The following is a 23,716-nucleotide window of genomic DNA, read 5'->3' as shown; positions in this document are numbered from 1 at the left end:
TCTACCAGCGGGCGGCGATAAACTCCTTCGCCCGACGATATTCGACAACGGTGATGCGGCCGTCGGAGTCGCCATCCGCAATGTCGCGGAAGGCCGCGATCGCCGGCTGGGCCTCGTAAAGCGTCAACCACCCGTCGCCGTTGCGATCAAATTGCTGAAGGGCCCAGCCGCGAAGCTGGGGATCGCGGTCGAACAATTCGTTCGCATGCGGATTGAATGCCGCCGATAGCGCGGACTGGAAGAACAGAAGGGCGAGCGGACCGATCATCGCCCGCCAAAACGCTCAAACGGCCAATTTCTTTCCCTTGCCCAGCGCCTCCCGGATCGCAGAGTCGAGCGAATCGGGGCGAAACGGCTTGGCGAGCACCTGGGCGTCCGGCGCAGCCCGCTGGATTGCGTCGCTTTCGCTGTAGCCGGAAATGAACAGGATCGGCTGGCCTGGGCGCTCCGCCAATATATGGGCCGCCACTTCACCGCCGGTCATTCCCGGCATCGCATAATCTAGGATGACGAGATCCGGGTGCTCTCCGGTGAAAGCTTCGATCCCCGACGGGCCGTCCCCGGCTTCGCGAACGGAATAGCCCATGTCGGCGAGACTCCCGACGACGAATTCACGAACGTCGGGATCGTCGTCGATGACCAGGATCGAGGCGTTACGCGGCTTGCCTAGGCGCTTGCGGGCGCCGCCGGTCGATTGATCGAGGTCCGCGCTCTCCGCCTGCCGGAAATAAAGATGAACGGTGGTTCCTTGGCCGATTTCGCTCACAATTCGGGCCGTGCCGCCAGACTGTCGCGCAACGCCATAGACCATCGACAGGCCGAGGCCTGTGCCCTTGCCGACTTCCTTGGTTGTAAAGAAGGGTTCAAACGCCCTCGCGACAACGTCTTCCGGCATGCCTTCGCCATCGTCGCTGACGCAAAGTTCGACATATTCGCCGTCTTCGAGCTCACTGTCGTCCCGGATGGTTGCGAGGCGGGTGGCGATCGTGATGGTGCCGCCGTCCGGCATCGCGTCGCGGGCGTTGATCGCAAGGTTGAGAACGACAAGCTCCAGCTGGGTCGGATCGGCCATGACCGGCACCAAGCCGGCGTTGAGCTTGAAGGACTTGCGAATCTCCGGACCCAGCAGGTTGCGAAGCAGCGGCCGCATCCCCTCGATCAGGCTTTCGACCTCGATCGGACGGACTTCGAGCCGCTGGACCCGGCTGAAGGCAAGCAACTGCGCCGTCAGCCTCGCGCCGCGCTCTGCGGCGGAAAGCGCGTTCTCGGCGTAGCGCTTGAGCTTGTCGTCGGTGACCCGGCGGACAATAAGGTCGAGACCGCCAACGACGACCGTAAGCAAATTGTTGAAATCATGGGCTATGCCACCGGTCAGCTGTCCCAGCGCTTCCATCTTCTGGCTTTGACGAAGCTGCTCCTGAGCGGTCTTCAGCTCGGAAATGTCCCGCGCTTCGCCAAGCAGGAACATCGGCTTGCCGTCGGGGCCGGCAACCGGCTGCATCGAAACGATAAGGGTCGCCTGTCCTGAGACAGTTTCGATCGACATTTCCTGGGTGACGGTTTCACCGCGCGCCGCCTCCGCAACCATCGCTCTTAGTTTTTCCTGGCTTTCAGGGTGGTCGCGGAAGGGCTCGATTTCCCACGGTTTGAGACCGCGCACCGCATCCAGGTCCAGGCCAAGCGACTCCCGTGCCGAGCGATTGATCTCAACGTAGCTTCCATCGAGATCGAGAAGACCGATCATCTCGAGCGCTGAATCGAACAGTCCCCGGACGCGCGCCTCGCTGGCGGCCAGAGCGGCCGTCCGCTCCTCGACCTGGCGGGTAAGCTCGATTTCGGCTTCCTTGGCAAGGGTAATGTCGGTCGCGACGCCGATGAAACCGACAAGCTCGCCGTCGGGCCCGAAGCGCGGCTGGGACACGCTCCTTAGCCAGCGATACTCGCCATCGTGCCGACGATAGCGCCCCTCAAGCGTGAAGGGCTTGCCGCCTGCCTCTCCAGCGATGCTTTCCTCGACGATCCGGTCGACGTCTTCAGGATGAATGCGACTCCGCCAATCGAGCACACGCGCTTCTTCGCGGCTATTTCCGGTGAACTCGACATAGGCGTCGTTGACGAAGTCTCGCGTGCGGTCGAGCCGGGTCACCCACATCATGGCGGGCGCGCTGTCCGCGATCCTGCGGAAACGGGCCTCGCTTTCCTTGAGCGCGCGTTCGGCGAGGCGCTGCTCGGTCACGTCGTTGACGATGATCACGACACCCGCGATTCGTCCCTCGCTATCGACCTGCGGCAAGTAATCCGCCTGGACCGTCAGCGGGCCGCGACTGGGGTGCTCATAGTCCGCGACGAAATATTGCCGTTCTCCGGATAGGGCTGCAGCGAGCATTGGCTCACGGATCCTCATCGCTTCCTCGCCGAGGATCTCTTCCATGGTCTTTCCGAGAATCTCCGCGCGCGGGCGTTCGAAGAAGTCAGCCAGCGACTTGTTGAGGAAGCGGTAGCGGTGCTCACGATCGACATAGGCGATGCCCATCGGCAGCGCGTCGGCAATCGCCAGGGTCTGGGTGAAGTCGAAGCGGCCGACCTCGTTCCGTTCGCGCCTCTTGCTACCGGATCCCTCTTTGACGCTCTCAACCATGCCGCGAACCTGCTCCGTTATCCACATGCAAGCAAGACGCCATGGCTCCCATTGCTTCGGCACTCAAAGACCCCATCTGGCGATCAATCCGAGAAAGGAACGAGCATGACGACCGCGACGGATATTCGGCCCGGCGAAGTGTGGCAGTATCGCGAAGGAAATGGCGGCCAGTTCGCCTCGATCAATAGACCCTTTGCGGGAGCGCGATTCGAGCGTGACCTGCCGTCCGGAAGGCACCCATTCCAGCTTTACAGCCTGGCGACCCCGAACGGCGTCAAGGTCACGATCCTGTTCGAAGAGCTGCTGGCGCTCGGCTACCAGGGGGCCGAATATGACGCCTGGCGGATCGACATTGGCGCTGGCGACCAGTTCGGCTCCGGCTTCACGGCGATCAATCCCAACGGAAAGATCCCGGCACTGCTCGACCAAAGCGATCCGGAGCAGCCGATCCGCCTGTTCGAAAGCGGCGCAATCCTCCTTTACCTTGCAGACAAGTTCGGCGCCTTTCTGCCGAAGCATGGCCGGGAGCGGGCGGAAACGCTAAACTGGCTATTCTGGCAGATGGGCGCGGGTCCCTTCCTTGGCGGCGGCTTCGGCCATTTCTTCGCTTATGCCCCGGCGCGGTTCGACTATGCCCTCGATCGCTTTGCAATGGAGGCCAAGCGCCATCTGGACCTGCTCGACAAGCGGCTGGCCGAGGTTCCCTATCTGGCCGGCGAGAGTTACTCGATCGCGGATATTGCGGCCTGGCCGTGGTACGGCCAGCTGGCGCGCGGACGCTCCTATGAGGGTGCCGAAGTCTTCCTCGACGCGAAAAGCTATCCGCGGCTGATGGAATGGGCCGAACGGATTGCTCAGCGCCCGGCGGTAAAGCGCGGCAAGATCGTCAATAAGACCGGCGTGCTCGACGAGCGCCACTCCGCCGAGGATATCGACCGGGTGCTGGATTCTTCAGGATTGTGAATTGATCAATTCGAGAACGCGCTTTTCGACTGCCCGAAGCGATTGCACCTCGTATGCGCGGTAACGCGCAAACTGACGCTGATCGCGATAGAGCTTTGGAAGCAGCGCGACTGCCTTAGAATCTGCTCGCAATGCATCGACATTGACCCGGCAGGCTGTTCGCCCATTGTCGATGAACCGCCAAAGCATGTGCGGTTCGATATTGTCGCCGTAGCGAAGGAAGTTCGCCCGGAAGAAGTCCAGTTGCCGGTCCGAGAAAATGCGGTTGGCGTCCGCCTGACGAAGAAGTTTCCGAAGCTCCGGATCGCTGATCAATTCCAGTCGCGAACCGGCGGCTTGACCGATAGCCCCCGACGACTGCCGCTGGACGGCGGGCAGGCGAAGCAGGTTGCATGTGGCCCGGCCACGCCCGTCAAAATCGACCTGCCGTCCCGGATTGGCCACGGCATCGGCCAGCAGGCGATAATTCTCAGCGCTTTCGAGATGCTGGCCAAGAACGTTGTCCAGCACGGCGATGTCGTTCCGCGTTTCCTCGGCGAGCCGCTGCCAGAGAAGGCGCTCCGCGCGCCGCTGCTCGCGTCGCTCGCCCCAGGAATCGAGCTGGAAGGCAATGAGGATGCCAAGAACGACGATCGCAATTTCGACGAATACCGCCCACCAGTCGGTTCCGCGCAGCTTTTCGGACCCGCGCGCGAGGATCGCGCGGCTCAACCTGTGCAACGGGGAATAATGCCGCGCGTCCATCGGACGGCAACTTAGTCAGGACTATCGAAAAGCGGCAATCGCTAATTAAGCCGCAATAAATTCGAGGGTCGACTATTTTTCTTCTTCAAAGGTCAGGGCGACGTCTGCATTGGCGGAAAGCCGCACCTGGTCGCCCTCCACATCTGCGACGAGGCCGCCGGCGATGAAATGATGATGACCCTGGTGACTCGGGGTGCTGCTGTCCTTGGTCAGCTTGATCCGGCCGTCCTCGACCTTGTCGACGGTGCCGACACGAACGCCGTCCGCGCCGATCACTTCCATATGTTCCCTGATGTTCGACAGGTCGCTCATCACTTCATCTCCTGCGGTGGAAAAGCCTGAACACACGGGCGAAGCCGAAGCTCCCTTTAACACCAGGACGACTTGCGACCAACCTACCGCGGCGCCAGGCCCGATTCGCGCATTTCAGCGGCGGTCGATTATGTCGCATCGCTCGGCAACGTTCTCGTGACGGTCTTCAAGTCACGGCCATAGCGGTCTTTAGGACAGCGACGGCGGCCAAAGAGAGCGTTCAAAGCGTGCCATCTGCCCGGAAACGCGCTCTTTGCGGCTCTGGCCAATAGCGGATCGAGCGGGTTCACGGATGCTGGCGGCGCCATCGGGACATCGGCCCATTTCTTAGCCACACCTAAGGAAAAATCGCGCCGATGAATCCATTTTGGCGCTCGCGCGTTATTTCGTCATGACCAGTTCGGCCATCACCGGTGCCTGGTATCTCCCGACCAGGCAGGAACTTGAGCTGCTATTCACCAGCGGCCGGCGCTACCGCTATTTCGGGGTTCCGGCGGTGATGGCCGAGCGTTTCGCCCAGGCCTTCTCCAAGGGCCAGTTCTTCAATAGCGAGATCCGCAACCGTTACCGCTGCCTCGAGATCGACGAACGCCTTTCCCAAGTCGCCTGAACGACATTGGTCTCGAATGCATGATTCGCCCTTCGCCCATGTGCCGCGATCACGATCGGCCGGCCTCGCCCGCCTTGCTTGCGAAAGCCGGCGCCGCAATCCTTGCGGCGACAATGGCGATCCGGTTTCGGTCGTTCCGGACCATTGCCGAGAGCCTTGACGAAGGAGGTGATGGACGGCCCGAGACGGCCTACTGGATTCGCCGGGCGGTTGCGGCCTGGGGCAGGCGCTTGCCTTGGCGGGCGAAATGCTTCGAGCAGGGATTGGCGGCGGCATGGATGCTTCGGCGGCGCGGTCGAGCCTATGACTTGCATTACGGGGCGGCGCAGAAGGAAGTAGCCTGACCGCCCATGTCTGGGTGACTTCGGGTGCGACTCCGGTCGTCGGATGCGAGAATTGCGGCGACTATCCCCTCCTCGCGACGTTCAGCGGGTGAACCGCGAAGACAGCACTCATTCACCTGTTTTCGTTATAAGGTTCAGCGAAGGAGTGTAGCGATGATTCGCAAGTCAATATTGATTGCCGCTAGTGTCGGGCTTGCCCTTGGGCTTGCCGGCGCGGCTTATGCGCAGTCGAAGCCGGCCACTCCGACCGACTTCAAATATGAACTGCGCGGCAACGAGCGGGTCGAAAAGCCGGACAGCCGGACCCAGGCTTCGGACGGAACGGTGAGGGAGGAATTTCGCAGCGGGAAATGCGTGACGATCAAGGAAAAGCGCCCCGACGGAGCGGTCAAGACAACGCGCAAATGTGATTGACGGCTAGCCGGTGCTGTTCGCCGGCTCGCCAGGAGCAATTTTCCCTTCCGGAACCACGCAAGCCGGCAATCCGACCTTGGCGACATCTTCGCACAGGCGGACCTGAACGCTGTCGTTGGCGCCGATGAACAAGGCCCAGTCGCGTGTGCGGTTGTGCTCGTCCTCGCAGGTCGCCGTCCAGTAATCCATGTTCTTGTAGCGGCCGACGTAGCCGGCTTTCGTGACTCGAAGGCACTTGGGGCCGAAGTCGCGAATGGCCCGCTTTAGTGCGATTGCCCGGTTAAGCTCATTGAGTTCGAACAATTGCTTCTGCGATTCCGAGCGGACCATTATCTCCTTGGGCGGAGCGGGCGGCGCTTCCGGCTCGCTGCCGCAGCCCGCGGCAAGTGCCGCGACGATCAAACATGTCGTGATCCGCATCACCTTCTCCTCTGTCCCGATCAACGCGGCTTGATGCTGACGGTTTCGGCTGCCTTGGCGGCAATCTCCACCGCTTGCTCCACGGTTGAGCCCCGGGCGAGCGCTACGCCCATTCGTCGATTCTTGTGCGCGACCGGCTTTGCAAACAGGCGGAGGTCGACTGGCGCGCCGGGTTTTCCTAGCGCCAGCGCTCCGGCAACGCCGCCATACGCATACGCCTCTATTGCCGACGAAGCGAGGATGGCCGCGGAAGCCGATGGGCCGAAGTCCTCGATCGCCGGAATGGGAAGCCCGAGGACCGCCCGCAGATGGAGCTCGAACTCGTTGGGGGACTGGCCGATCAACGTCACCATGCCGGTGTCGTGGGGACGGGGCTCAGTTCTGAAAAGATCGCGCGGCCGCCGGCAATGAAGAACTCGACCCCGAAAAGGCCATATCCGCCGAGCGACGTCACGACCTTGGCCGCTTGTTCCTCCGCCGAGCGAAGGACCGCCGCATCGATCCGTGCTGGCTGCCAGCTTTCGCGATAGTCGCCTGATTCCTGGCGATGGCCGATCGGTGGGCAGAACAGTACGCCGTCGCGGGTCGAGACCGTAAGCAAAGTGATCTCGGACTCGAAGTCGATGTACTCCTCGACGATTACCCGCGGCCGGTCGCCGCGCATGTTTGCTACGGCATACTCATAGGCAGTCCCGAGTTCATCGGCCGTACGGGCAAGGCTCTGGCCCTTGCCGCTGGACGACATGACCGGCTTGACCACGGCAGGGAGGCCGACTTCGCCGACCGCGGCAATGGCTTCGTCGCGGCTTTCCGCGAACAGGTAGCGCGATGTCGTCAGGCCAAGTTCCCGGGCCGCGAAATCGCGGATGCCGTCGCGGTTCATCGTCAGCTGCGTGGCCTTGGCCGATGGCACGACGTGCCAGCCTTCGCTTTCAAGCACGGCCAGCGTGGCGGTGTCGATGGCTTCAATCTCCGGCACGATATGGTCGGGCCGGTGCTTCTCGACGGCAGCACGGAGCGCCGCACCGTCGAGCATCGGGAAGACCTCACGCGCGTCGGCGACCTGCATCGCCGGCGCGTCGTCATAACGATCGCAGGCGACGACCCGGCAACCGAGCCTTTTCGCTGCGATCGCGAACTCCCGGCCGAGCTCGCCGGAGCCGAGCAGCATCAGGGTAGCGAGATACATGACGCTCGCATACACAGGTGGCGAAGGAGATGTCGATGCGACGTGTTGCCCTTTTGCCTGCCATGTTGATTGCCGTCGGCAATGCCTCTCCAGCATTGAATAGCTCGCCGTCGGTGGCAGTTCCTGCGGGAGCGACTCCGACCTCGATCGTTCAGGCAGCGAAACCGGCGGAATGGAAGGCGATCTCCGCCGATGACTTGATGATCATCGACCTGAAATCCGGAAAGCGAATCGTCGTCCAGCTCGCGCCGTTGTTCGCGCCGGTTCACGTCGCCAACATCCGAGCGCTGGCGAAAAACGGATATTGGACGGGCGCGGCGATCTACCGCGTCCAGGACAATTACGTCGCGCAATGGGGCAACAATGAAAGCGAAAAACCGCTTCCGGCGGGGGTCGTTGCCCAGCCTCCGGCGGAGTATGAGCGGCCTTTGGCGGGACTCGACATCACGCCGCTCGGTTCGCCCGATTCCTACGCGCCGGCTGCCGGTTATGTCGGCGGTTGGCCGGTCGCCTACGATACCAAGGCCGGAACCGCGAACCTCGTGCATTGCTACGCCAGCGTCGGCGTCGGACGTGGACTTTCCCCAGATACGGGAATGGGCGGCGAGCTTTATGCCGCGATCGGTCATGCGCCGCGCTCACTGGACCGGGTGATCGCCGTCGTCGGTCGGGTGGTCAGCGGGATCGAACATCTTTCGAGTCTCCCGCGCGGCACCGAAGCGCTGGGATTCTACAAAGAGCGCACCTCGGACGTGCCGATCGCGAGCGTTCGCCTCGCGTCGATGCTGCCCGATGCCGAAAGGCCCCGCTTCGAATATCTCGACGAGAAGAGCCAAAGCTTCGCAGCATGGCTTCACGTCAAAAAGAACCGGCGGGACGATTTTTATATTCGTCCCGCCGGTGGGGTGGATCTTTGCAATGCACCGGTCCCGGTCAGGCGGGGCCGGTAAGACGTCAGGCGGCCCAGGCGGGCGTCGACATCCGGTTCCGGTGATGAATGATCGCCGGCCCGCTATGCGAATGCATGCTCGCCTCTGCCAATGGCAGCGCCGTCGAGCAAAAGGCACATTCCGCCGACATGCGGCCGATGATCCAATGCGTACGTCCGCAACCGGGACAGTGATTCACTTCCTGTTCGCGATAGACCGCGTGATAACCCCGACCCATCGGATCGTGCTTCATCTTGAGGTCGCTGAGCGTGGGAATGCCAGTCATGTTTCAACCCTTTCGGGCGATTTGAACGGTTTAGAACCCGCGAAGTTTCACGAGTTCCGTTTCGGGACCGGCTTAATGTTGCGGAATTGTCACGTCTGCTGGCGGAACGCCGAGCAGAAAATCAATCTTTGACGCCATCCAGCGAAACAGGCTCGGCGAATTCTGCGCCAAGCCGGTGGCCGGCCGTCCAGCGAACCACGGCGCTCGCGCGTTCGCGCCCTGGAATGATCAGCCAGACCCTTGCGCCAACATCGAAGGCGGCGGTCGTTTCGGCCATGAAGCCGCTTTCCGACAGGTTGAGGACCCGCGCCTCCGAGCCCTCCATGCCAAGCTCACGCACCTTCCCCTCGATATCGACCGGAATGCGTTCGTCGCGGCGGCGCTCCGAGCCATCTTCCGCATTGGCGATCCGCGCCTTGATCATTTCTCTTCGTATTCCCCGTCTTGCTTCGTCGCCGGATCGAAACCGATACCCACGCGGCCACCGCGCGACCAGCGCACCTGCCCGTGAAGCGGTTCGCGGTCAAGCACATGGATTACAACGGATTCCCCGGCTTCCATTGGATCGTCGAAACCGATCATCGCACCGGATGGAGAGATATCGAGAAGCGGAACCTGATGCTCCTTCCCCGCGACCGTCAGCCCGACGTACTGGGACGCAGTCCGGCGTGGCTCCCGGCGAGCGTCGATCAACCGCTTCAGCGCGTCCACCCACCGTTTCACTCTCTGCGCCCCTTTGCCTGCCCCGAGTCGACAAGGCTTAGCTGTAACACGCCGTGGTTAAGACTCCGCTCACCGAAATTCGTCGGATTCGCGCGATTCCCTGACTGGCCGCTATCGTTCATCGCTGGTATGACTGGCGTCAGGCACAATGGGCCGTGCACCAGGAAAAAATGCGGGGAAGACAAGTGATTAGCAACTGGAAGACGATGGCGCTCGCGGCAGCGAGCATGATCCCGCTCGCCGGAGCTTGGGGACAGCCAGCCGCGCAGGCGCCGACCCCGCGTGCCACGATCGCTCAGCCAACGGCCCCCGCGACCGCTAGCGATCCGATCGCGCCGCTTCCCGATGCAGCGGTTCCGCCCCCGGCGCCGGTCTTGCCGCCGCCCATCTGGATGCCAGGCGATGCGCAGGCGTTGTTGACGGTTATCCCCGGCCTCGCCGCGGAGGGCCTGGACCCCCGGGACTATGACGATTCCGCACTGGAAACGACTTTGCGTCAGGGTGACCCGATGGCGATGTCGAAGGCGGCGACCGACCTCTATCGACGAATCGCGTCCGACCTGGCCCAAGGCCATGTGCGGGGCGCTGACCGTAACGAGTGGCACATCAAGGACGACAAGTTCGGCGAAGAAGAGCAAATGGCCTACCTTCGCCGCGCCCTTGCCGAGCATAATATCATCGGGTCGCTCCGCGCATTGCTCCCCACGCACCCGCAATATCTGTCGCTGAAAGCGGCACTTGCTCGCGCCGACAAGGCGGATACCAAGACAGTCCACCGCATCCGGCTTAACATGGACCGATGGCGCTGGCTTCCGAAGGACCTTGGCGACAAGTACATCATCGTCAACGTCCCCTCCTTCCACGCGACGCTTGTGGAAAATGGGGCGACACGTTGGAAACGGCGGGCAATCGCCGGCGCGATCAAGACCAAGACCCCGCAAATAAGCGCGACTGCGACTGGCGTTGTCATCAATCCCTGGTGGGAGGTCCCGCCGAGCATCGGCCGCGAGGTCGCGGGCAAGAAGGGCTATGTCGCCGTCAAGGGCAAAGACGGCAAGGTCCAGCGCTGGCGCCAACCGCCAGGGCCATCAAATGCCCTAGGCAAGATGAAATTCGTGATGCCGAACTCGGAAGCTATCTACCTTCACGACACCAATGCGCGGAGTCGCTTCAACAGCGAAGTGCGCGCGCTGAGCCACGGCTGTGTCCGGACCCAGGACATTGTCGATCTCGCCAAGCTGCTATTGGCGGACGATAATGGAGAATGGACGCCCGAAAAGGTCGATGAGCAGATCGCCAGCGGCAAGACGGTGACCGCGAACTTCGTAAAGCCGCTTCCGGTCTATATCGTCTATTTCAGCGCGGCCGCTCTGAATGACGGCACGATTGTTCGCTACTCGGATCTCTACAATCGGGACGATGAGGTCATCGCAGCCCTGCTGGACGGGCCGAAGAAGGGCGGAATGCAAACGGCCGCGCGCTAAGAGATGACGAAAAGCCAGGTCAGCGACCTGGCTTTTCTTTTGCACTGAGATCGGCCAGCCTAGTTACGCGAGCTTGTCCGCGTAGATCAGGCTTCCGCTGCCGAGGCGGTTCATAACCTTCCAGTGGTCGGCACGGCTGAAGGCGAAGCACCCTTGGCTGCGCCCAAGCTTGCCATGGATGGCGACCATCTCCGGTTCCGCATACCAGGCGTTATGGATAACGATGGCGCGGGCCATGGCGTTGTTGTTGCTCCAGTCCAGCCCGTGGACCTTCATCGAGAGGCCGTATTTCCCGTCATAGGTATCGGCAGTCATGTAAGCGCCGTTTGAGGTCGCCTCCGAGCCCGGCCGGTTCGAGAAATGGTCGAGAAAGCCGCTATGCGCGGGATCGGAACCGCTGCCATGGGCGACGCGGAAAGATTCGACCTGCCCGCTGGCCATATGAATGACGTGGAAACGCGGCTCGGCCGACGGAAGCGTGAAGTCGGCAACGCCAACGAAATCGCGCTGGCGAATATACGAACGCGAATCGAGCGCGGCCTTGGCGCGTTGAAAGAGGGCCGGATTCACTCCAGCGGGAGCGGTCGGTTGCGCCGCAGGAAGCGGCGGGACGGGACGAAGCGGGTCGCGGCCGAGCGCGAAGGGGCTCTGCGCGGCCCCGGGCAAGTCCGCAGTTCGACCGGCAGCCGACAGCAACAGACCGCCGGCGCCAGCGGCCCCAAGGCGCAACATTTCTCGACGATTCAACGACATCATCCCTCCCGGATCGATGTCTGGAACTTACCAGAGCGAAGGTTAACTGCCGATAACGTTAAGGTGCCAGTTTCCGCGTTTGTCGTGGAATAGGCTCGATTCGTCGCGTGAAGCCAGCAATTGCGGTTCGTAGGCACGGGTTGAAACCCGAGCGACCTCACTGTATGGGCCGCCCCGACGCCGCGTACTTATCGTCCCGGCGAATGAAGCAACATGCTCTGCCGGACCAGCCTTGGGCCATGCGCCAAGCGCTCCTCAGAGCACCGCAAGATCAAGGAGTTGGTGGAACTTTATGCAGATCATCGTTCGCGACAATAATGTCGACCAGGCGCTGCGCGCGCTGAAAAAGAAGCTGCAGCGCGAGGGCGTCTATCGCGAGATGAAGCTGCGCCGCCACTACGAGAAGCCTTCGGAGAAGCGCGCCCGCGAACGCGCCGCTGCGATTCGCCGCGCCCGCAAGCTCGAGCGCAAGCGCCTCGAACGCGAAGGCGCCCGCTAAGCACTTACCCAGAGGGGCACGTCCAATGTCGGTGACCCAGGTCCCCATGCGTCCCCTGAAGCGCGGGACGATGGCGAAATTCTGGTTCGGTATACTTGCCTTGGTCGGTGCCGCCGTCCTGCTGGCATGGACCGGAGCCGGAGCGATGCGCGGGACGACCACCGACAGCGGAATCAGCATCCGGGTCGCCGAGGAAGGCCGCGGCGAGCCGATCCGCGCAATGGACGGCGCGATCATCGAGTATGAAGGACGCCTGCTCGACGGCACCGTCTTCGATTCGACCGAAGGACGTGGGCCGGCCCCGATGATTCCGTCGCAGGTGATACCCGGTTTCGGCGAAGCGCTCCAGCAGATGCGCGAAGGCGGCAGCTATCGCGTCCGTATCCCTTCCGCGCTGGCCTATGGCGCGACCGGCACGCCGGACGGCAAGATCCCGCCCAACAGCGACCTCATTTTCGACGTGACGATCAGGCAGGTCGTGCGCGACGCCGCCCTGATGATGGGCGGGCAGCCGGGCGCTGCGCAGCCTCAGCCTCAGCCAGGGAATTAGCGCCCGTTTTCGCGCCGCTCTTCGTTCGGCTGAGTTCCTGAAGCGTCGTCTTAATCGCAGCGACGATCGGATCGGCCAGGAATAGCCCAAGAATTCCAAACAGCGCGCCGAAAATCAGCTGCGCGCCGAGCACAAGCGCGGGCGCGAGGTCGACTGTCTTGCGCGCGACATAGGGCATGATCAGATAGCCATCGACATTCTGTACGATGAAATAGATGGCAATGGCCCACAGGCCCTGCTCGACTCCGGCGGAGAAGCCGACGGCGACCATAAGGACGCCGGAGATTAACGCACCGATATTGGGGATGAAGGCGAGCAGGCCCGTCAGGAGGCCGAGCAGTGCCGCCATCGGCACACCGGCCCACCAAAGGAGTAGCCAGGTTCCGATTCCCTCGACGAACATGCCGAGAAGCCGACCGGCCATCAGCCGGCGCAAGGTGAAGCCGACCCTGTTCGAGATCTCGTAAAAGCTCGCGCGATTCTCAAGCGGGAGCATCCACGCCACGCCGCGATCGTAAAGCTTAGGCTCGATCGCGACAAAAATGCCGATGACGACGACCATCAGAAGCGAAGTGACGGCGCCGATCGCGCTGCCCACCGCACTGGTCAGCCTTCCCACTCCGCCGAGAACCTGATTGCTGAAGTCGAAACGCTGGCCCTTGTCGACGAGACCCATGGACTGGGCCCAGGCGAGCAGGCGATTGGCTTGCTCCATGATGACCATTCGCAGTGTCTCCGCCTGGGCGATGAGCGTCGTCCCGGCGTAATAGAAGACCCACGCGACGAACCCGAAGCCGGCGAGGGTTACCAAGGTTAGCCTGATGCCGCGCGGGGCCGGCATGACTCGACCGAGAAGGCGGGTGCCACCATCGAGGATGACCGCGAACACCAGCCCGCCGATGATCAGCATGATCGGTTGCGCCAGGACGATGACCCCGACGATTGCGAGCGCCATGCCGAGCCAGATTGCGGCGCGCTTGACTTCGTAAGCGAGCCGCGGGTCGCGGAACTCGGTGGGTCCGGGCTGTTCCGGCCCCGTCGCGCTCCCTTTCGCCTTCGTCACTCCCCAGCCTCGACCGTGTCTCCGCGAAGCGATGTGCCGGCCCTGCCGGAACGGAACGACGATACCCATGTCGCGGGGTTGAGGCTTGTGGTGCCGTCGAGAGAGAAGGTGATGAACTCGGCGCGACCGCCGATGTTCTCGATCGGGACCGGGCCCCCAAGACCGTTGGCCGGCGGCCCAAGCTCGAACCGGCTGTCGGCGCTGCGGTCGCGATTGTCGCCCATGAGGAACAGATGTCCCTGCGGGATGGTGAGTGGGCCGAAATCGTCACCGCCGCTGGGACCAAGATCGATCGTGTCGTAGCTAACTCCGCCGGGCAGCGTTTCCCGGACGATCGGCAGGCGGCAAAAGGCCCTGCCATCGCCTGCCTCGACATATTGGCCAGCGAACTGGGCCGGGCCACAGGGCGCATTGGCGTCGACCGGGACGAGGGTCGGTGGGCGAACTTGTGAGCGAACCGGCGCGCCATTGAGGATCAGACGGCCGCCGCGAAGCTCGATCGTGTCGCCGGGCAGGCCGATGACGCGCTTGATATAGTCCTCATTCGAACCCGGCGGCGTGACTATGACGATGTCCCCGCGCTTGGGCACGCTGCCGAACAGCCGGCCTTTCATCGGCGGGAGCGTTATCCCCCAAGGCTCGGGCGGGCCCCGGAGGACGAGGCTGCGAAAGATGGCCGCGGGATTGGGAATCGTCAGGGAAACGTAGGACCAGCCGTAGGGATATTTCGTGACCACGAGCCGGTCGCCCTTCAAGAGCACCGGCATCATCGATTCCGAGGGGATGTAAAAGGGCTTGGCGATGAAACTGTGGAAGGCCAGCACCGCCAGCACGACCCAAAAAATGCCCTTGATCTCGCGCCACAAGGCCGAACCCTTGGTCTCTTTCGAGATACCCGCATCTGGCGCGCTGGTCGCGATTTCGCCGCTCTCGATTGCCAAAACTCTAAGACTCCAGCTTGCGGGCTTCGAGGACCACGAAGGCCTGTGCCCATGGATGATCGTCGGTCATCGTCAGATGAACGTGCATGGCGTGGCCCGCCGGAGTCAACGCGTCAAGCCGCGCCTTCGCGCCTCCGGTCAGGGAAAGGGTCGGTGCGCCGGAAGGCAAATTGACGACACCGATGTCCTTCATGAACACGCCGCGCTTGAACCCGGTGCCAACCGCTTTGGAAAATGCTTCCTTCGCAGCGAAGCGCTTGGCCAGCGTTCCGGCCTTGGTGAACGGACGGCTGGCGGCCTTGGCCTGCTCGACATCGGTGAACACGCGCTTCTCGAAGCGCACGCCGAACCGGTCCAGCGAGGCCTGGATTCGCTCGATAGAGCAGAGGTCCGAGCCGATGGCGACGATCACCGCGCCGCGTCCATCAATGCGCGCATCTGCTTCACGCTCGCCTCAAGCCCGGTGAAGATCGCCTCGCCGACGAGAAAATGGCCGATGTTGAGCTCGCATATCTGGGGGATAGCAGCGATCGGCTGGACATTGTCGTAGGTAAGGCCGTGCCCGGCATGGGACTCGATCCCGTTCTTCGCAGCAAGCGCCGCCGCCGCAGCCACCCGGCCAAGCTCAACGGAGCGGGCATCGCCGTCGAGTTCCGCATAATGGCCGGTGTGAAACTCGACCACCGGCGCACCGAGGCGAACAGCCGCTTCGACCTGGCGCTCGTCGGGCTCGATGAACAGGGACACGCGGATTCCCGAATCGCCTAGTCGGGCGACGAAATCGCGCAATCGATCGAAGCTGCCCGCGGCATCCAGCCCGCCCTCCGTCGTTCGCTCTTCCCTCTTTTCCGGCACAATGCAGGCGGCATTCGGCCGATGGCGAAGCGCGATTCCGAGCATTTCTTCGGTAGCGGCCATTTCGAAGTTGAGAGGTACCGGGAGCTCGGCCGACAAGCGGGCGATATCGGCATCGGTGATGTGCCGCCGGTCCTCGCGCAAGTGCGCAGTGATCCCGTCCGCGCCAGCCTTGGCGGCGAGCAGGCCGGCCCGGACCGGGTCGGGATACCCTGCGCCGCGCGCATTCCTGACCGTCGCGACATGGTCGATGTTTACGCCAAGCCTAAGCGCATTGGGGCGGGGCGTTTCGCTCAAGCGGCGCGGCTCCCGGGCTTAATCGCCGGGACCGCGGCCAGCTCCGGAGGCAAGTCGTTGGGATCGTAGGTCGGCACATCGATCCGGATAAGCGGATAGAATGGCACGCCGAGATCGGCTTTTCCGCCCGAACGGTCGACCAGCGCTGCCTCGGCGACCACGACGCCGCCGGCCTCGCCGACTGCCGCTATCGCCTCTCGCGACGACAGGCCGGTCGTGACCACGTCTTCGACCATCAGCACCCGGGCGCCGGGTTCTAGCGCAAATCCGCGCCGGAAATGGAACTGCCCTTCCGGGCGCTCAAGGAACATCGCCGGACGGCCAAGCGCGCGGCCCATCTCATGGCCGATGATGACCCCGCCCATTGCCGGAGAAACGACCGCGTCGATGCCGGAGCGCAGCTCCGCGGGGAGAGTCGCGCTGAGCGCCATGGCCAGCCGCTCGGCCCGCTTGCCATCCATCAGTACCCGGGCGCATTGCAGGTAGCGCGGGCTGCGCAATCCCGACGAGAGGATGAAGTGCCCTTCGAGCAGTGCGTTCGCGGCGCGGAATTCCGCCAAAATCTGGTCTTCGGTCATATTCCGTCCGGCCCGTTTCGAGGTGCGCCAATTAGGCTGCCCGGAGAAATGCTTCAACCGCCCTTGAGAGGCGCAAACTCCCCGCCTATAAGGCCGCCGATTTTCAAGGGGTCCGGGCTAGTGCCGGACCGATCCCAGCAACCCATGATCGGGGCGAGAATGAGACGTTTTGGTTGGGCGATTGCCCTTGCAGCCGCGGCGATGGTTCCAGCAGCGGCTGCCGCACCGCAGGCGAATGTTTCGACGGTTGAAACGGCAACGACGGCTGCGCCGGCCGCGGATACCGCAGCGGCGGCTCCGGCCGCAACGGCTGCTCCAGCCACGCCGGCAACCGCGCCGGTGCAAGGCCTGGGGATGCCGGACGGACGCATGGGTCTGCAGGATCAGGTGACCGAGCTTGGCCAGCAGGCGGCCGATTTCCATAATTACTGGCTGCTGACCCTGTGCGTCGTGATCAGCCTTTTCGTGCTGGCGCTGATGGTCTGGACGCTCCTGCGCTACAACCGCCGTGCCAACCCGACTCCTTCGCGCAACAGTCACAACACGCTGCTCGAGGTGGTATGGACCCTCGTCCCGGTTCTAATTCTCGTGGCGATCGCGGTCCCGTCCATTCGCCTTCTCGCGAAACAATATTCCCCGCCGCCCGCCGACCTCACCATCAAGGTGATCGGGCACCAGTGGTACTGGAGCTACCAGTATCCCGACAACGGCGGCTTCGAGATCGTTTCGAACATGCTGAAGGAGGCAGGCGACCCGAGCCTGGCGCCCGGCGCGCGGACGCGCACCGATGCCGACGGCCCGCGCCTCCTGGCGGCCGACGAACGCCTGGTCATTCCCGCGGGTAAGGTCGTCAAGTTCATTGTCACGTCCGAAGACGTGATCCACAGCTTCGCGGTCCCGGCCTTCTGGACCAAGATGGATGCCAACCCGGGCCGTCTCAACGAAACTTGGGTGAAGGTCGACAAGCCGGGCGTTTATTTCGGCCAGTGTTCGGAACTGTGCGGCGCGCGCCACGGCTACATGCCGATCGCGGTCGAGGTTGTCCCGCCGGCAAAGTTCGCCGCCTGGGTCGCTTCGAAGGGCGGAACGATGCCCGGCGCCAAGCCTGCCCCGGCAGCCGACAGCACGGGCAGCTCGACTGTGACGACCCCGGCCAATCCCGCGGCGGTGGCGCCGGCAGCGCCGACCGGCCAGCCGGCGGAAGGAACCGCCATCCAGCAGCCCGCGACCAACCAGGCCGCGACGGCCCAGAATTAAGCGGAAACGAGAGACCAACATGAGCACCATTCCAGCCGACGCGCTTCCGCTCAAGGCTCACGAAGCGCATGACGCGCATCACGATGCGGATCACAAGCCGGGCTTTTTCGCCCGCTGGTTCATGTCCACCAATCACAAGGACATCGGCACGCTTTACCTGATCTTCGCGATCCTCGCGGGGATCATCGGCGGCGCCATCTCCGGCGTGATGCGTGCGGAACTGATGGAGCCCGGTATCCAGTATCTGACCGGCGCCTGGCCGATCGGTGCGGGAAGCGCCAACTTCGATGAGGCTCTCCATCACTGGAACGTTCTAATTACCGCTCACGGCCTGATCATGGTCTTCTTCATGGTCATGCCGGCGATGATCGGCGGTTTCGGCAACTGGTTCGTGCCGCTGATGATCGGCGCTCCGGACATGGCCTTTCCGCGGATGAACAACATCTCATTCTGGCTGCTCGTCCCGGCGTTCATCCTACTGCTCGGCTCTGCTTTCGTCAGCGGCGGAACCGGCCTTGGCGCGGGCACCGGCTGGACGGTCTATGCCCCGCTTTCGACCTCCGGCTCGGCCGGCCCAGCGGTGGATATGGCGATCTTCTCGCTCCACCTAGCCGGCGCAAGCTCGATCCTGGGCGCGATCAACTTCATCACCACCATCTTCAACATGCGCGCACCGGGCATGACCCTGCACAAAATGCCGCTGTTCGTATGGTCGGTGCTGGTCACCGCCTTCCTGCTGCTGCTGGCGCTTCCGGTGCTTGCCGGCGCGATCACGATGCTCCTGACCGACCGCAACTTCCAGACCGCCTTCTTCGATGCGGCCAACGGCGGCGACCCGGTTCTGTACCAACATCTGTTCTGGTTCTTCGGCCACCCCGAAGTGTACATCATGATCCTGCCGGGCTTCGGCATCATCAGCCAGATCATCGCGACGTTCAGCCGCAAGCCCGTGTTCGGTTATCTCGGCATGGCCTACGCCATGGTCGCGATCGGCGTCGTCGGCTTCGTCGTCTGGGCCCACCACATGTTCACGATCGGCATGGACGTGAACACCAAGATGTACTTCACGGCCGCGACGATGATCATTGCTGTCCCGACGGGCGTGAAGATCTTCTCCTGGATCGCGACCATGTGGGGCGGCTCGATCAGCTTCGAAACGCCGATGCTGTGGGCGATCGGCTTCATCTTCCTGTTCACCGTCGGCGGCGTGACCGGCGTCGTCCTCGCCAACGGCGGCGTCGATAACTACATGCACGACACCTACTACGTGGTGGCGCACTTCCACTACGTGCTATCGCTGGGTGCCGTGTTCTCGCTCTTCGCCGGCTTCTACTATTGGTTCCCGAAGATGAGCGGGCGGATGTACAACGAGCTGCTCGGCAAGCTTCACTTCTTCGTGATGTTCGTCGGCGTCAACCTTATCTTCTTCCCGCAGCATTTCCTCGGCCTCGACGGGATGCCCCGCCGAATTCCGGACTACAGCCCGGCGTTCGCTGAGTGGAACTATCTTTCCACCGTCGGCTACATGATCATGGCTGGCGGCATGGCGATCTTCTTCATCAACATCATCTGGGCGTTCGTCGGCGGCAAGAAGGCGCCGGACAATCCTTGGGGCGAAGGCGCGACGACGCTGGAATGGACCCTGTCCTCACCGCCGCCGTTCCACCAGTTCGAGACGCTGCCCAAGGTCGATTGATCGAAGGCGCATTGTGAAAATAGGCCGTCTTGCGAAAAGCAAGGCGGCCTTTTTCGTTGGCGACACCGACGCGACACCGTTTCCCGGAACATTCCGGTTCCGGACGCGACGTGATAAGAAGAGTAAACCCGGCACGGGAGGCCACCATGTTCGCAATCATGATGTCGTCGATCGCCGTTGCTTCCAGCGTATCCGCCCTTCCCGACACTTCGGGCATGAAGAAAGAGCCGACCCGCTACTGCCGGGAAGTGAATAACGCGTCCTCAAGGCTATATGCCGTTAAGGTCTGCCGGACTCGCGCGGAATGGCGGCGCTGGGAGGCATGCCACGGCTCCGTCACCCGCTATTGCACTCCGAAGAAAAAGGCGATCGTGGAAACGGCTTCGCTTGGCCGCGAGACCGCTTATCCGCTGAATGATGACAGCCGGATTATATGCCGGGACCTCAAGGAAACGGGGACCCGGATCATCATCCACGAAACGTGTTTGCCGAAGCGCGAGTGGGACCGGATGTGGTCCGACACTTCGGAAGCCGTGCGCAAGCTTCAGGGCGACTTTTCGACTCGCCCGCCTCAGGAACCGCGGGATTTCATCAGCCCGCGCTGACTTTTCCGTACCTTTGACTGGCAGCTGTCGAACTTGACGCGCCTGGCGGCGTTCTCACCGTCGTGAAAATCGCCACTTACAACGTGAACGGCATCAATGGCCGACTGCCCATCCTGCTCCGCTGGCTTCAAGAGACCACGCCCGACATGGTCTGCCTGCAGGAGCTCAAGGCGCCGGCTGACCGCTTCCCCGAAAGGGTGATAAGGGAGGCAGGCTATTCCGCCATCTGGCACGGCCAACCCCGCTGGAACGGGGTGGCGCTTCTCAGCCGCAGCGGCGACCCCGTCGAGATTCGCCGAGCCCTTCCGAACGATCCGGACCTGAGCCAGTCCCGCTATCTTGAGGCGGCCGTCAACGGCGTCCTGATCGCCGGCTTCTACGCGCCCAATGGCAATCCCTGGCCTGGCCCGAAATTCGATTACAAGCTCGCCTGGCTGAGCGAGCTTCGCCGCCATGCGGCGACAATGTTCGCCGCGAAGGCGCCGGTCGTCCTGATCGGCGACTGGAACATCATCCCGACCGAATCCGACGTCTACAAGCCCGAGCGGTGGAAGGACGATGCCCTGTTCGCCCCGCAGGCCCGCGAGATCTACGCCGCGATGCTTGAGGATGGCTGGACCGACGCACTCGACAGGCATTTCAAGGGGAAGCCGCCCTTCACCTTCTGGCATTACTGGCGCCAGTCGTTCGAGCGCGATGCCGGAATTCGAATCGATCATGCCTTGCTCAACGGGCACGCGGCAAAACGCCTGAGGTCGGCCGGGGTCGATCGCGAGCCCCGCAGCTGGCCGGGAACGAGCGACCATGCGCCTGTGTGGATCGAGTTGAAGGACTGACGATGGCCAATTCGAAAACCACCGCCGGCAAGGGCAAGCTTAAGTTGTTCAAGACGGTCATCGGCTTCCATGACGCCTATGTCGCGGCGCCGAGCCAGAAGGCCGCGCTGGAGGCCTGGGGGCGTCGACCGACCTATTCGGCGCCAAGCTGGCCGAACGGGTCGACGATGCAGGGGTTTGCAATGCCGCCTTCGACAAACCAGGCGCCATCATCACCGCCAAGCGCGGCACGAAGAAGGAATGGAGTAAACGTCCCCGCTCAAAGCCGAAGGGGCGCCCGAAAGCCGAACTCGCGAGGGCCAATATCGAGCAACGCATTGCGGCATTGGATAAGCGTCATGCCAAGGCACTTGCCACGCTGGACAGCAAGATCGAGGAACTCGGCGCCAAGCGTGCAGCGCTCGAACGGAGCTTCGCCGCTGACCGAGAAAAGCTCAGCGCCGAGCGGGACGCTATTTAACCCGGGCCGCCTTGACGATCTTGACTACCGGCTCGAGCATCTGGCCGCGCATGACGCCCTCACCTTTGGTCGGGCTGGTCGGCGATGCGAGGATCGCCTGGACGACGTCCATGCCCTCGATGACACGGCCGAATGCGGCGAAGCCAATGTCCGGTCCCTTGGCGTCGAACGCCGGCACGTCGTGGGTCATGATGAAGAAGTCGCTGCGCGCTGTACCTGCGCCCGCATTGGCCATGGCGATCGTGCCGGCGACATTCTTTAGACCGGTCGCGGCGGTCGATTCGTGCTTGATGGGCGGCAATTGCCTGGCGCCATCGCGGACACCGCCCTGGATGATTCCGCCCTCGCCGTATTTCAGCGCGCGATAGAAGGGCTGCCCGTCGAGCCAGCCCTTGTCGACATAAGCCAGGAAATTGGCAGTGGTGACCGGAGCGCGGCCCTTGTCGAGCGCGAGGACGATTCGGCCCTTCTCGGTTTCCAGCGCGACCCTGACCAGCTCCTCTGCGACGGAGGTCGAGGCGGGGGCCGCAGGGGCCGGCGGGGTCTGAGCAAGGGTCGGGGCGGCCGCCGCAAGCAAGGTGGCAAGGATGATTCGCTTGATCATTGGGGCGACATAGCAAGCCGAATCTGAATCGTCCTTTTCCAATTCCCGCCAACCCCTTATAGGCCCGGACCGTGACCAGCCTGCCGATCGAAGAAACGCAGCGGCTCCCTGCCGACTGGCGCGACCTGTTCGCGTTGACCAAACCGCGCGTGATGAGCCTGGTCGTCTTCACCGGCTTGTGCGGACTTCTTTCGGCACGTTCACCAATCCATCCGGTCATCGCCTTCACAGCAGTGTTGTGCATCGCACTTGCCGCCGGGGCCGCGGGTGCGCTCAACCAGTGGTACGAGGCCGATCTGGACGCTAAGATGCGCCGGACCGCCAACCGGCCGCTTCCGGGCGGACGAATGGACCGGCAATCCGCGCTTCATTTCGGCGTCGGCCTAAGCGTCTTTTCCGTCATACTGATGGGCTTCGCGGCCAATTGGCTGGCTGCGGCGTGGCTCGCCTTTTCCATTCTGTTCTACGTCCTCGTTTATACCGTCTGGCTGAAGCCGAGGACGGCTCAGAACATCGTCATTGGCGGCGCAGCGGGCGCCTTTCCGCCGCTGATCGGCTGGGCCGCGGCGACCGGCGACACGCCGCTTCTTCCGTGGCTGCTGTTCGCGATCATCTTCCTGTGGACCCCGCCGCATTTCTGGGCGCTGAGCCTGTTCGTCCGCACCGATTATGCGAAAGCGGGCGTGCCAATGCTCCCGGTGGTCGCGGGAATCGCGGTGACCCGTCGCCACATTCTGCTTTACACCCTGCCAATGATCGCCGCCGCATTGGCGCCCTGGGCGCTTGGGCTTGCCAGCTGGATCTACGGCCTGACGTCGATCGTCCTCAATCTCCTATTCCTTGCGCTGGCGGTAGCTGTCGCGCGAAACACAGCAACGGAGCCCGCCAAAATGGGACCGGAGAAAAAGTTGTTCGGATTTTCGATCCTCTACCTGTTCGCGCTGTTCGCGGGCATCGTCGTCGACCGTTTGGTGCTGGCATGAGACCTGACGATGAGGACCTCGTTCGCCGCCGCCAGCGCGACAACGCCCGGGTCACGGCGCTGATTCTTGGCGGCTTCGCCATATTGGTGTTCGCGATCACCATTGCCAAAATGGCGCTTGCCGGATGAATACCATCGCCGAAAAGAACAAGACGGTCGCTTTTCGTGCCGCCCTGTTCGGGCTGGCGATGCTCGGCCTCGCGTTCGCTTCGGTCCCGCTTTACCGGGTGTTCTGCCAGGTCACGGGCTTCGGCGGGACGACCCAGGTCGCGGACCGCGCCCCTGGCGCCGTCGCCGGCCAGGTCGGGGTCCGCTTCGACGCGAACGTCGAACCGTCGATGCCATGGAAGTTCGCGCCCGAGCAGACGACCGTTCGGGTTCACCCCGGCGCCAGAACGACAATCTACTACCGCGCGACCAACCTTGTCGCCCGCCCGACGACAGGCCGCGCCGTATTCAACGTCACGCCGTCCCAGGCCGGCCAGTATTTCAGCAAGATCGAGTGCTTCTGCTTCACGGAGCAGACGCTGAAGGGCGGCGAATCCGTTAAGATGCCGGTGATCTTCTACGTCGACCCGAAGATCCGCGAGGACGACGCGACCAAGCACATCGACGAGATCACGTTGAGCTATACATTTTACCCGGTGGAAAATCCCACAAACGGCGGCTAGAGCGCTTGCCAGA

30 protein-coding genes and 1 pseudogene are annotated in these 23,716 nt (G+C 63.0%); 15 read left to right on the top strand and 16 right to left on the bottom strand.

Annotation, left to right across the window (positions count from 1 at the left end; genetic code table 11):
• Position 1: 1 nt before the first annotated feature.
• Both G7076_RS00310 and G7076_RS00305 read right to left on the bottom strand, forming a co-directional pair.
• Positions 2 to 268 (bottom strand): hypothetical protein, encoded by a 267-nt coding sequence (locus tag G7076_RS00310; RefSeq protein ID WP_166199404.1) that lies wholly within the window; start codon positions 266 to 268, stop codon positions 2 to 4.
• Between the two features lie 15 nt (positions 269 to 283).
• The gene (locus G7076_RS00305; protein WP_166199402.1) at positions 284 to 2,665 is read right to left on the bottom strand and encodes a PAS domain S-box protein; all 2,382 of its coding nucleotides are present in this window, start codon (positions 2,663 to 2,665) and stop codon (positions 284 to 286) included.
• 78 nt (positions 2,666 to 2,743) lie between these two features.
• On the opposite strand from G7076_RS00305, the gene yghU reads away from it, so the two are divergent.
• Positions 2,744 to 3,601 (top strand): glutathione-dependent disulfide-bond oxidoreductase, encoded by an 858-nt coding sequence (gene yghU, locus G7076_RS00300; RefSeq protein WP_166199400.1) that lies wholly within the window; start codon positions 2,744 to 2,746, stop codon positions 3,599 to 3,601.
• Here the strand turns inward: yghU and G7076_RS00295 are convergent.
• Entirely contained in the window at positions 3,590 to 4,345 is a 756-nt protein-coding gene (locus G7076_RS00295) for a hypothetical protein (RefSeq protein WP_166199398.1), read from the bottom strand. The genes yghU and G7076_RS00295 overlap by 12 nt on opposite strands.
• 72 nt (positions 4,346 to 4,417) lie before the next feature.
• The gene (locus G7076_RS00290; protein WP_166199396.1) at positions 4,418 to 4,657 is read right to left on the bottom strand and encodes a DUF2171 domain-containing protein; all 240 of its coding nucleotides are present in this window, start codon (positions 4,655 to 4,657) and stop codon (positions 4,418 to 4,420) included.
• A gap of 367 nt (positions 4,658 to 5,024) precedes the next feature.
• Here G7076_RS00290 and G7076_RS00285 point away from each other — a divergent pair, with 367 nt between their 5' ends.
• Entirely contained in the window at positions 5,025 to 5,267 is a 243-nt protein-coding gene (locus G7076_RS00285; RefSeq protein WP_206367543.1) for a KTSC domain-containing protein, read from the top strand.
• Between the two features lie 497 nt (positions 5,268 to 5,764).
• Positions 5,765 to 6,025, top strand: a complete 261-nt coding sequence (locus G7076_RS00275; protein WP_166199392.1) for a hypothetical protein — start codon at positions 5,765 to 5,767, stop codon at positions 6,023 to 6,025.
• 3 nt (positions 6,026 to 6,028) lie between these two features.
• On the opposite strand, the gene G7076_RS00270 is transcribed toward G7076_RS00275, so the two are convergent.
• Both G7076_RS00270 and purT read right to left on the bottom strand, forming a co-directional pair.
• Positions 6,029 to 6,445, bottom strand: coding sequence for a hypothetical protein (locus G7076_RS00270; RefSeq protein WP_166199390.1), 417 nt, complete (start codon positions 6,443 to 6,445; stop codon positions 6,029 to 6,031).
• A 20-nt stretch (positions 6,446 to 6,465) separates the two neighbouring features.
• Positions 6,466 to 7,634, bottom strand: a pseudogene (gene purT, locus G7076_RS00265) (formate-dependent phosphoribosylglycinamide formyltransferase).
• Between the two features lie 35 nt (positions 7,635 to 7,669).
• Here purT and G7076_RS00260 point away from each other — a divergent pair.
• A complete protein-coding gene (locus tag G7076_RS00260) occupies positions 7,670 to 8,584 on the top strand; it encodes a peptidylprolyl isomerase (RefSeq protein WP_240913810.1) in 915 nt (304 codons plus the stop codon).
• Positions 8,585 to 8,588: 4 nt separating this feature from the next.
• On the opposite strand, the gene G7076_RS00255 is transcribed toward G7076_RS00260, so the two are convergent.
• The 3 genes from G7076_RS00255 to G7076_RS00245 all read right to left on the bottom strand — a co-directional run bounded on the left by G7076_RS00255 (position 8,589) and on the right by G7076_RS00245 (position 9,572).
• The gene (locus G7076_RS00255; protein ID WP_166199286.1) at positions 8,589 to 8,849 is read right to left on the bottom strand and encodes a hypothetical protein; all 261 of its coding nucleotides are present in this window, start codon (positions 8,847 to 8,849) and stop codon (positions 8,589 to 8,591) included.
• A gap of 121 nt (positions 8,850 to 8,970) precedes the next feature.
• Positions 8,971 to 9,273 carry a PilZ domain-containing protein gene (locus tag G7076_RS00250; RefSeq protein WP_166199386.1) on the bottom strand — a complete coding sequence of 101 codons (303 nt, stop codon included), beginning with the start codon at positions 9,271 to 9,273 and terminating at the stop codon, positions 8,971 to 8,973.
• Complete coding sequence (locus tag G7076_RS00245; protein WP_166199384.1) at positions 9,270 to 9,572, bottom strand: PilZ domain-containing protein; 303 nt, start codon at positions 9,570 to 9,572, stop codon at positions 9,270 to 9,272. Before G7076_RS00245 ends, G7076_RS00250 begins: the two co-directional genes overlap by 4 nt.
• 185 nt (positions 9,573 to 9,757) lie before the next feature.
• Between G7076_RS00245 and G7076_RS00240 the strand changes: the two genes are divergently transcribed.
• Positions 9,758 to 11,056, top strand: a complete 1,299-nt coding sequence (locus G7076_RS00240; protein ID WP_166199382.1) for a L,D-transpeptidase family protein — start codon at positions 9,758 to 9,760, stop codon at positions 11,054 to 11,056.
• A 63-nt stretch (positions 11,057 to 11,119) separates the two neighbouring features.
• Here G7076_RS00240 and G7076_RS00235 read toward each other — a convergent pair whose 3' ends face one another.
• Positions 11,120 to 11,788, bottom strand: coding sequence for a murein L,D-transpeptidase catalytic domain family protein (locus G7076_RS00235; RefSeq protein WP_240913809.1), 669 nt, complete (start codon positions 11,786 to 11,788; stop codon positions 11,120 to 11,122).
• Positions 11,789 to 12,101: 313 nt separating this feature from the next.
• On the opposite strand from G7076_RS00235, the gene rpsU reads away from it, so the two are divergent.
• Together rpsU and G7076_RS00225 are read left to right on the top strand one after the other, a co-directional pair.
• Positions 12,102 to 12,308 carry a 30S ribosomal protein S21 gene (gene rpsU, locus G7076_RS00230; RefSeq protein WP_166199378.1) on the top strand — a complete coding sequence of 69 codons (207 nt, stop codon included), beginning with the start codon at positions 12,102 to 12,104 and terminating at the stop codon, positions 12,306 to 12,308.
• 25 nt (positions 12,309 to 12,333) lie between these two features.
• The gene (locus G7076_RS00225; protein WP_166199376.1) at positions 12,334 to 12,858 is read left to right on the top strand and encodes an FKBP-type peptidyl-prolyl cis-trans isomerase; all 525 of its coding nucleotides are present in this window, start codon (positions 12,334 to 12,336) and stop codon (positions 12,856 to 12,858) included.
• On the opposite strand, the gene G7076_RS00220 is transcribed toward G7076_RS00225, so the two are convergent.
• Genes G7076_RS00220 through pyrE form a run of 5 tightly spaced genes read right to left on the bottom strand, consistent with a single transcriptional unit; the run spans position 12,776 to position 16,592 of the window.
• On the bottom strand, positions 12,776 to 13,921 hold the full coding sequence (locus G7076_RS00220) for an AI-2E family transporter (RefSeq protein ID WP_240913808.1): 1,146 nt from the start codon (positions 13,919 to 13,921) through the stop codon (positions 12,776 to 12,778). The genes G7076_RS00225 and G7076_RS00220 overlap by 83 nt on opposite strands.
• The gene (lepB, locus tag G7076_RS00215; RefSeq protein WP_240913932.1) at positions 13,918 to 14,814 is read right to left on the bottom strand and encodes a signal peptidase I; all 897 of its coding nucleotides are present in this window, start codon (positions 14,812 to 14,814) and stop codon (positions 13,918 to 13,920) included. The genes G7076_RS00220 and lepB overlap by 4 nt, the downstream gene beginning before the upstream one ends.
• Positions 14,815 to 14,866: 52 nt before the next feature.
• Positions 14,867 to 15,274, bottom strand: a complete 408-nt coding sequence (gene acpS / locus G7076_RS00210; RefSeq protein ID WP_166199372.1) for a holo-ACP synthase — start codon at positions 15,272 to 15,274, stop codon at positions 14,867 to 14,869.
• Positions 15,271 to 16,014: a pyridoxine 5'-phosphate synthase gene (locus G7076_RS00205; protein ID WP_166199370.1), complete on the bottom strand. Its 744-nt coding sequence runs from the start codon at positions 16,012 to 16,014 to the stop codon at positions 15,271 to 15,273. Before G7076_RS00205 ends, acpS begins: the two co-directional genes overlap by 4 nt.
• Positions 16,011 to 16,592: an orotate phosphoribosyltransferase gene (pyrE, locus tag G7076_RS00200; RefSeq protein WP_166199368.1), complete on the bottom strand. Its 582-nt coding sequence runs from the start codon at positions 16,590 to 16,592 to the stop codon at positions 16,011 to 16,013. The genes G7076_RS00205 and pyrE overlap by 4 nt, the downstream gene beginning before the upstream one ends.
• 159 nt (positions 16,593 to 16,751) lie before the next feature.
• Between pyrE and coxB the strand changes: the two genes are divergently transcribed.
• The 5 genes from coxB (at position 16,752) to G7076_RS12610 (ending at position 21,446) form a co-directional block, all read left to right on the top strand.
• Positions 16,752 to 17,849, top strand: a complete 1,098-nt coding sequence (gene coxB / locus G7076_RS00195) for a cytochrome c oxidase subunit II (RefSeq protein ID WP_166199366.1) — start codon at positions 16,752 to 16,754, stop codon at positions 17,847 to 17,849.
• Positions 17,850 to 17,868: 19 nt separating this feature from the next.
• Positions 17,869 to 19,545: a cytochrome c oxidase subunit I gene (ctaD, locus tag G7076_RS00190; RefSeq protein ID WP_166199364.1), complete on the top strand. Its 1,677-nt coding sequence runs from the start codon at positions 17,869 to 17,871 to the stop codon at positions 19,543 to 19,545.
• Positions 19,546 to 19,691: 146 nt separating this feature from the next.
• Positions 19,692 to 20,150 carry a hypothetical protein gene (locus tag G7076_RS00185; protein WP_166199362.1) on the top strand — a complete coding sequence of 153 codons (459 nt, stop codon included), beginning with the start codon at positions 19,692 to 19,694 and terminating at the stop codon, positions 20,148 to 20,150.
• 62 nt (positions 20,151 to 20,212) lie between these two features.
• Positions 20,213 to 20,986: an exodeoxyribonuclease III gene (locus tag G7076_RS00180; RefSeq protein WP_166199360.1), complete on the top strand. Its 774-nt coding sequence runs from the start codon at positions 20,213 to 20,215 to the stop codon at positions 20,984 to 20,986.
• Positions 20,987 to 21,311: 325 nt separating this feature from the next.
• The gene (locus G7076_RS12610) at positions 21,312 to 21,446 is read left to right on the top strand and encodes a hypothetical protein (protein ID WP_277343922.1); all 135 of its coding nucleotides are present in this window, start codon (positions 21,312 to 21,314) and stop codon (positions 21,444 to 21,446) included.
• Here the strand turns inward: G7076_RS12610 and G7076_RS00175 are convergent.
• On the bottom strand, positions 21,439 to 22,050 hold the full coding sequence (locus G7076_RS00175; RefSeq protein WP_166199358.1) for a peptidylprolyl isomerase: 612 nt from the start codon (positions 22,048 to 22,050) through the stop codon (positions 21,439 to 21,441). The two genes, G7076_RS12610 and G7076_RS00175, sit on opposite strands and share 8 nt — an antisense overlap.
• Positions 22,051 to 22,121: 71 nt before the next feature.
• Here G7076_RS00175 and G7076_RS00170 point away from each other — a divergent pair, with 71 nt between their 5' ends.
• Genes G7076_RS00170 through G7076_RS00165 form a run of 3 tightly spaced genes read left to right on the top strand, consistent with a single transcriptional unit; the run spans position 22,122 to position 23,703 of the window.
• Positions 22,122 to 23,033 (top strand): heme o synthase, encoded by a 912-nt coding sequence (locus G7076_RS00170; RefSeq protein WP_166199356.1) that lies wholly within the window; start codon positions 22,122 to 22,124, stop codon positions 23,031 to 23,033.
• The gene (locus G7076_RS12605; protein ID WP_277343921.1) at positions 23,030 to 23,161 is read left to right on the top strand and encodes a hypothetical protein; all 132 of its coding nucleotides are present in this window, start codon (positions 23,030 to 23,032) and stop codon (positions 23,159 to 23,161) included. The genes G7076_RS00170 and G7076_RS12605 overlap by 4 nt, the downstream gene beginning before the upstream one ends.
• Positions 23,158 to 23,703 (top strand): cytochrome c oxidase assembly protein, encoded by a 546-nt coding sequence (locus tag G7076_RS00165; protein WP_166199354.1) that lies wholly within the window; start codon positions 23,158 to 23,160, stop codon positions 23,701 to 23,703. Before G7076_RS12605 ends, G7076_RS00165 begins: the two co-directional genes overlap by 4 nt.
• The last annotated feature ends 13 nt before the right edge of the window (positions 23,704 to 23,716 follow it).

This window comes from Sphingomonas sp. HDW15A (assembly GCF_011301715.1).
GTDB lineage: Bacteria > Pseudomonadota > Alphaproteobacteria > Sphingomonadales > Sphingomonadaceae > Sphingomicrobium.
Note: the sequence above shows the minus strand (reverse complement) of the source record. Positions and strands in the feature narration are given on the sequence as shown.

Bases quoted from the DNA above. Each gene is read 5' to 3' on its own strand.
- G7076_RS00310 (WP_166199404.1), bottom strand. From the start codon at position 268: ATGATCGGTCCGCTCGCCCTTCTGTTCTTCCAGTCCGCGCTATCGGCG.
- G7076_RS00305 (WP_166199402.1), bottom strand. From the start codon at position 2,665: ATGTGGATAACGGAGCAGGTTCGCGGCATGGTTGAGAGCGTCAAAGAG.
- yghU (WP_166199400.1), top strand. From the start codon at position 2,744: ATGACGACCGCGACGGATATTCGGCCCGGCGAAGTGTGGCAGTATCGC.
- G7076_RS00295 (WP_166199398.1), bottom strand. From the start codon at position 4,345: ATGGACGCGCGGCATTATTCCCCGTTGCACAGGTTGAGCCGCGCGATC.
- G7076_RS00290 (WP_166199396.1), bottom strand. From the start codon at position 4,657: ATGAGCGACCTGTCGAACATCAGGGAACATATGGAAGTGATCGGCGCG.
- G7076_RS00275 (WP_166199392.1), top strand. From the start codon at position 5,765: ATGATTCGCAAGTCAATATTGATTGCCGCTAGTGTCGGGCTTGCCCTT.
- G7076_RS00270 (WP_166199390.1), bottom strand. From the start codon at position 6,445: ATGCGGATCACGACATGTTTGATCGTCGCGGCACTTGCCGCGGGCTGC.
- G7076_RS00260 (WP_240913810.1), top strand. From the start codon at position 7,670: ATGCGACGTGTTGCCCTTTTGCCTGCCATGTTGATTGCCGTCGGCAAT.
- G7076_RS00255 (WP_166199286.1), bottom strand. From the start codon at position 8,849: ATGACTGGCATTCCCACGCTCAGCGACCTCAAGATGAAGCACGATCCG.
- G7076_RS00250 (WP_166199386.1), bottom strand. From the start codon at position 9,273: ATGATCAAGGCGCGGATCGCCAATGCGGAAGATGGCTCGGAGCGCCGC.
- G7076_RS00235 (WP_240913809.1), bottom strand. From the start codon at position 11,788: ATGTTGCGCCTTGGGGCCGCTGGCGCCGGCGGTCTGTTGCTGTCGGCT.
- rpsU (WP_166199378.1), top strand. From the start codon at position 12,102: ATGCAGATCATCGTTCGCGACAATAATGTCGACCAGGCGCTGCGCGCG.
- G7076_RS00225 (WP_166199376.1), top strand. From the start codon at position 12,334: ATGTCGGTGACCCAGGTCCCCATGCGTCCCCTGAAGCGCGGGACGATG.
- pyrE (WP_166199368.1), bottom strand. From the start codon at position 16,592: ATGACCGAAGACCAGATTTTGGCGGAATTCCGCGCCGCGAACGCACTG.
- coxB (WP_166199366.1), top strand. From the start codon at position 16,752: ATGAGACGTTTTGGTTGGGCGATTGCCCTTGCAGCCGCGGCGATGGTT.
- ctaD (WP_166199364.1), top strand. From the start codon at position 17,869: ATGAGCACCATTCCAGCCGACGCGCTTCCGCTCAAGGCTCACGAAGCG.
- G7076_RS00185 (WP_166199362.1), top strand. From the start codon at position 19,692: ATGTTCGCAATCATGATGTCGTCGATCGCCGTTGCTTCCAGCGTATCC.
- G7076_RS00175 (WP_166199358.1), bottom strand. From the start codon at position 22,050: ATGATCAAGCGAATCATCCTTGCCACCTTGCTTGCGGCGGCCGCCCCG.
- G7076_RS12605 (WP_277343921.1), top strand. From the start codon at position 23,030: ATGAGACCTGACGATGAGGACCTCGTTCGCCGCCGCCAGCGCGACAAC.
- G7076_RS00165 (WP_166199354.1), top strand. From the start codon at position 23,158: ATGAATACCATCGCCGAAAAGAACAAGACGGTCGCTTTTCGTGCCGCC.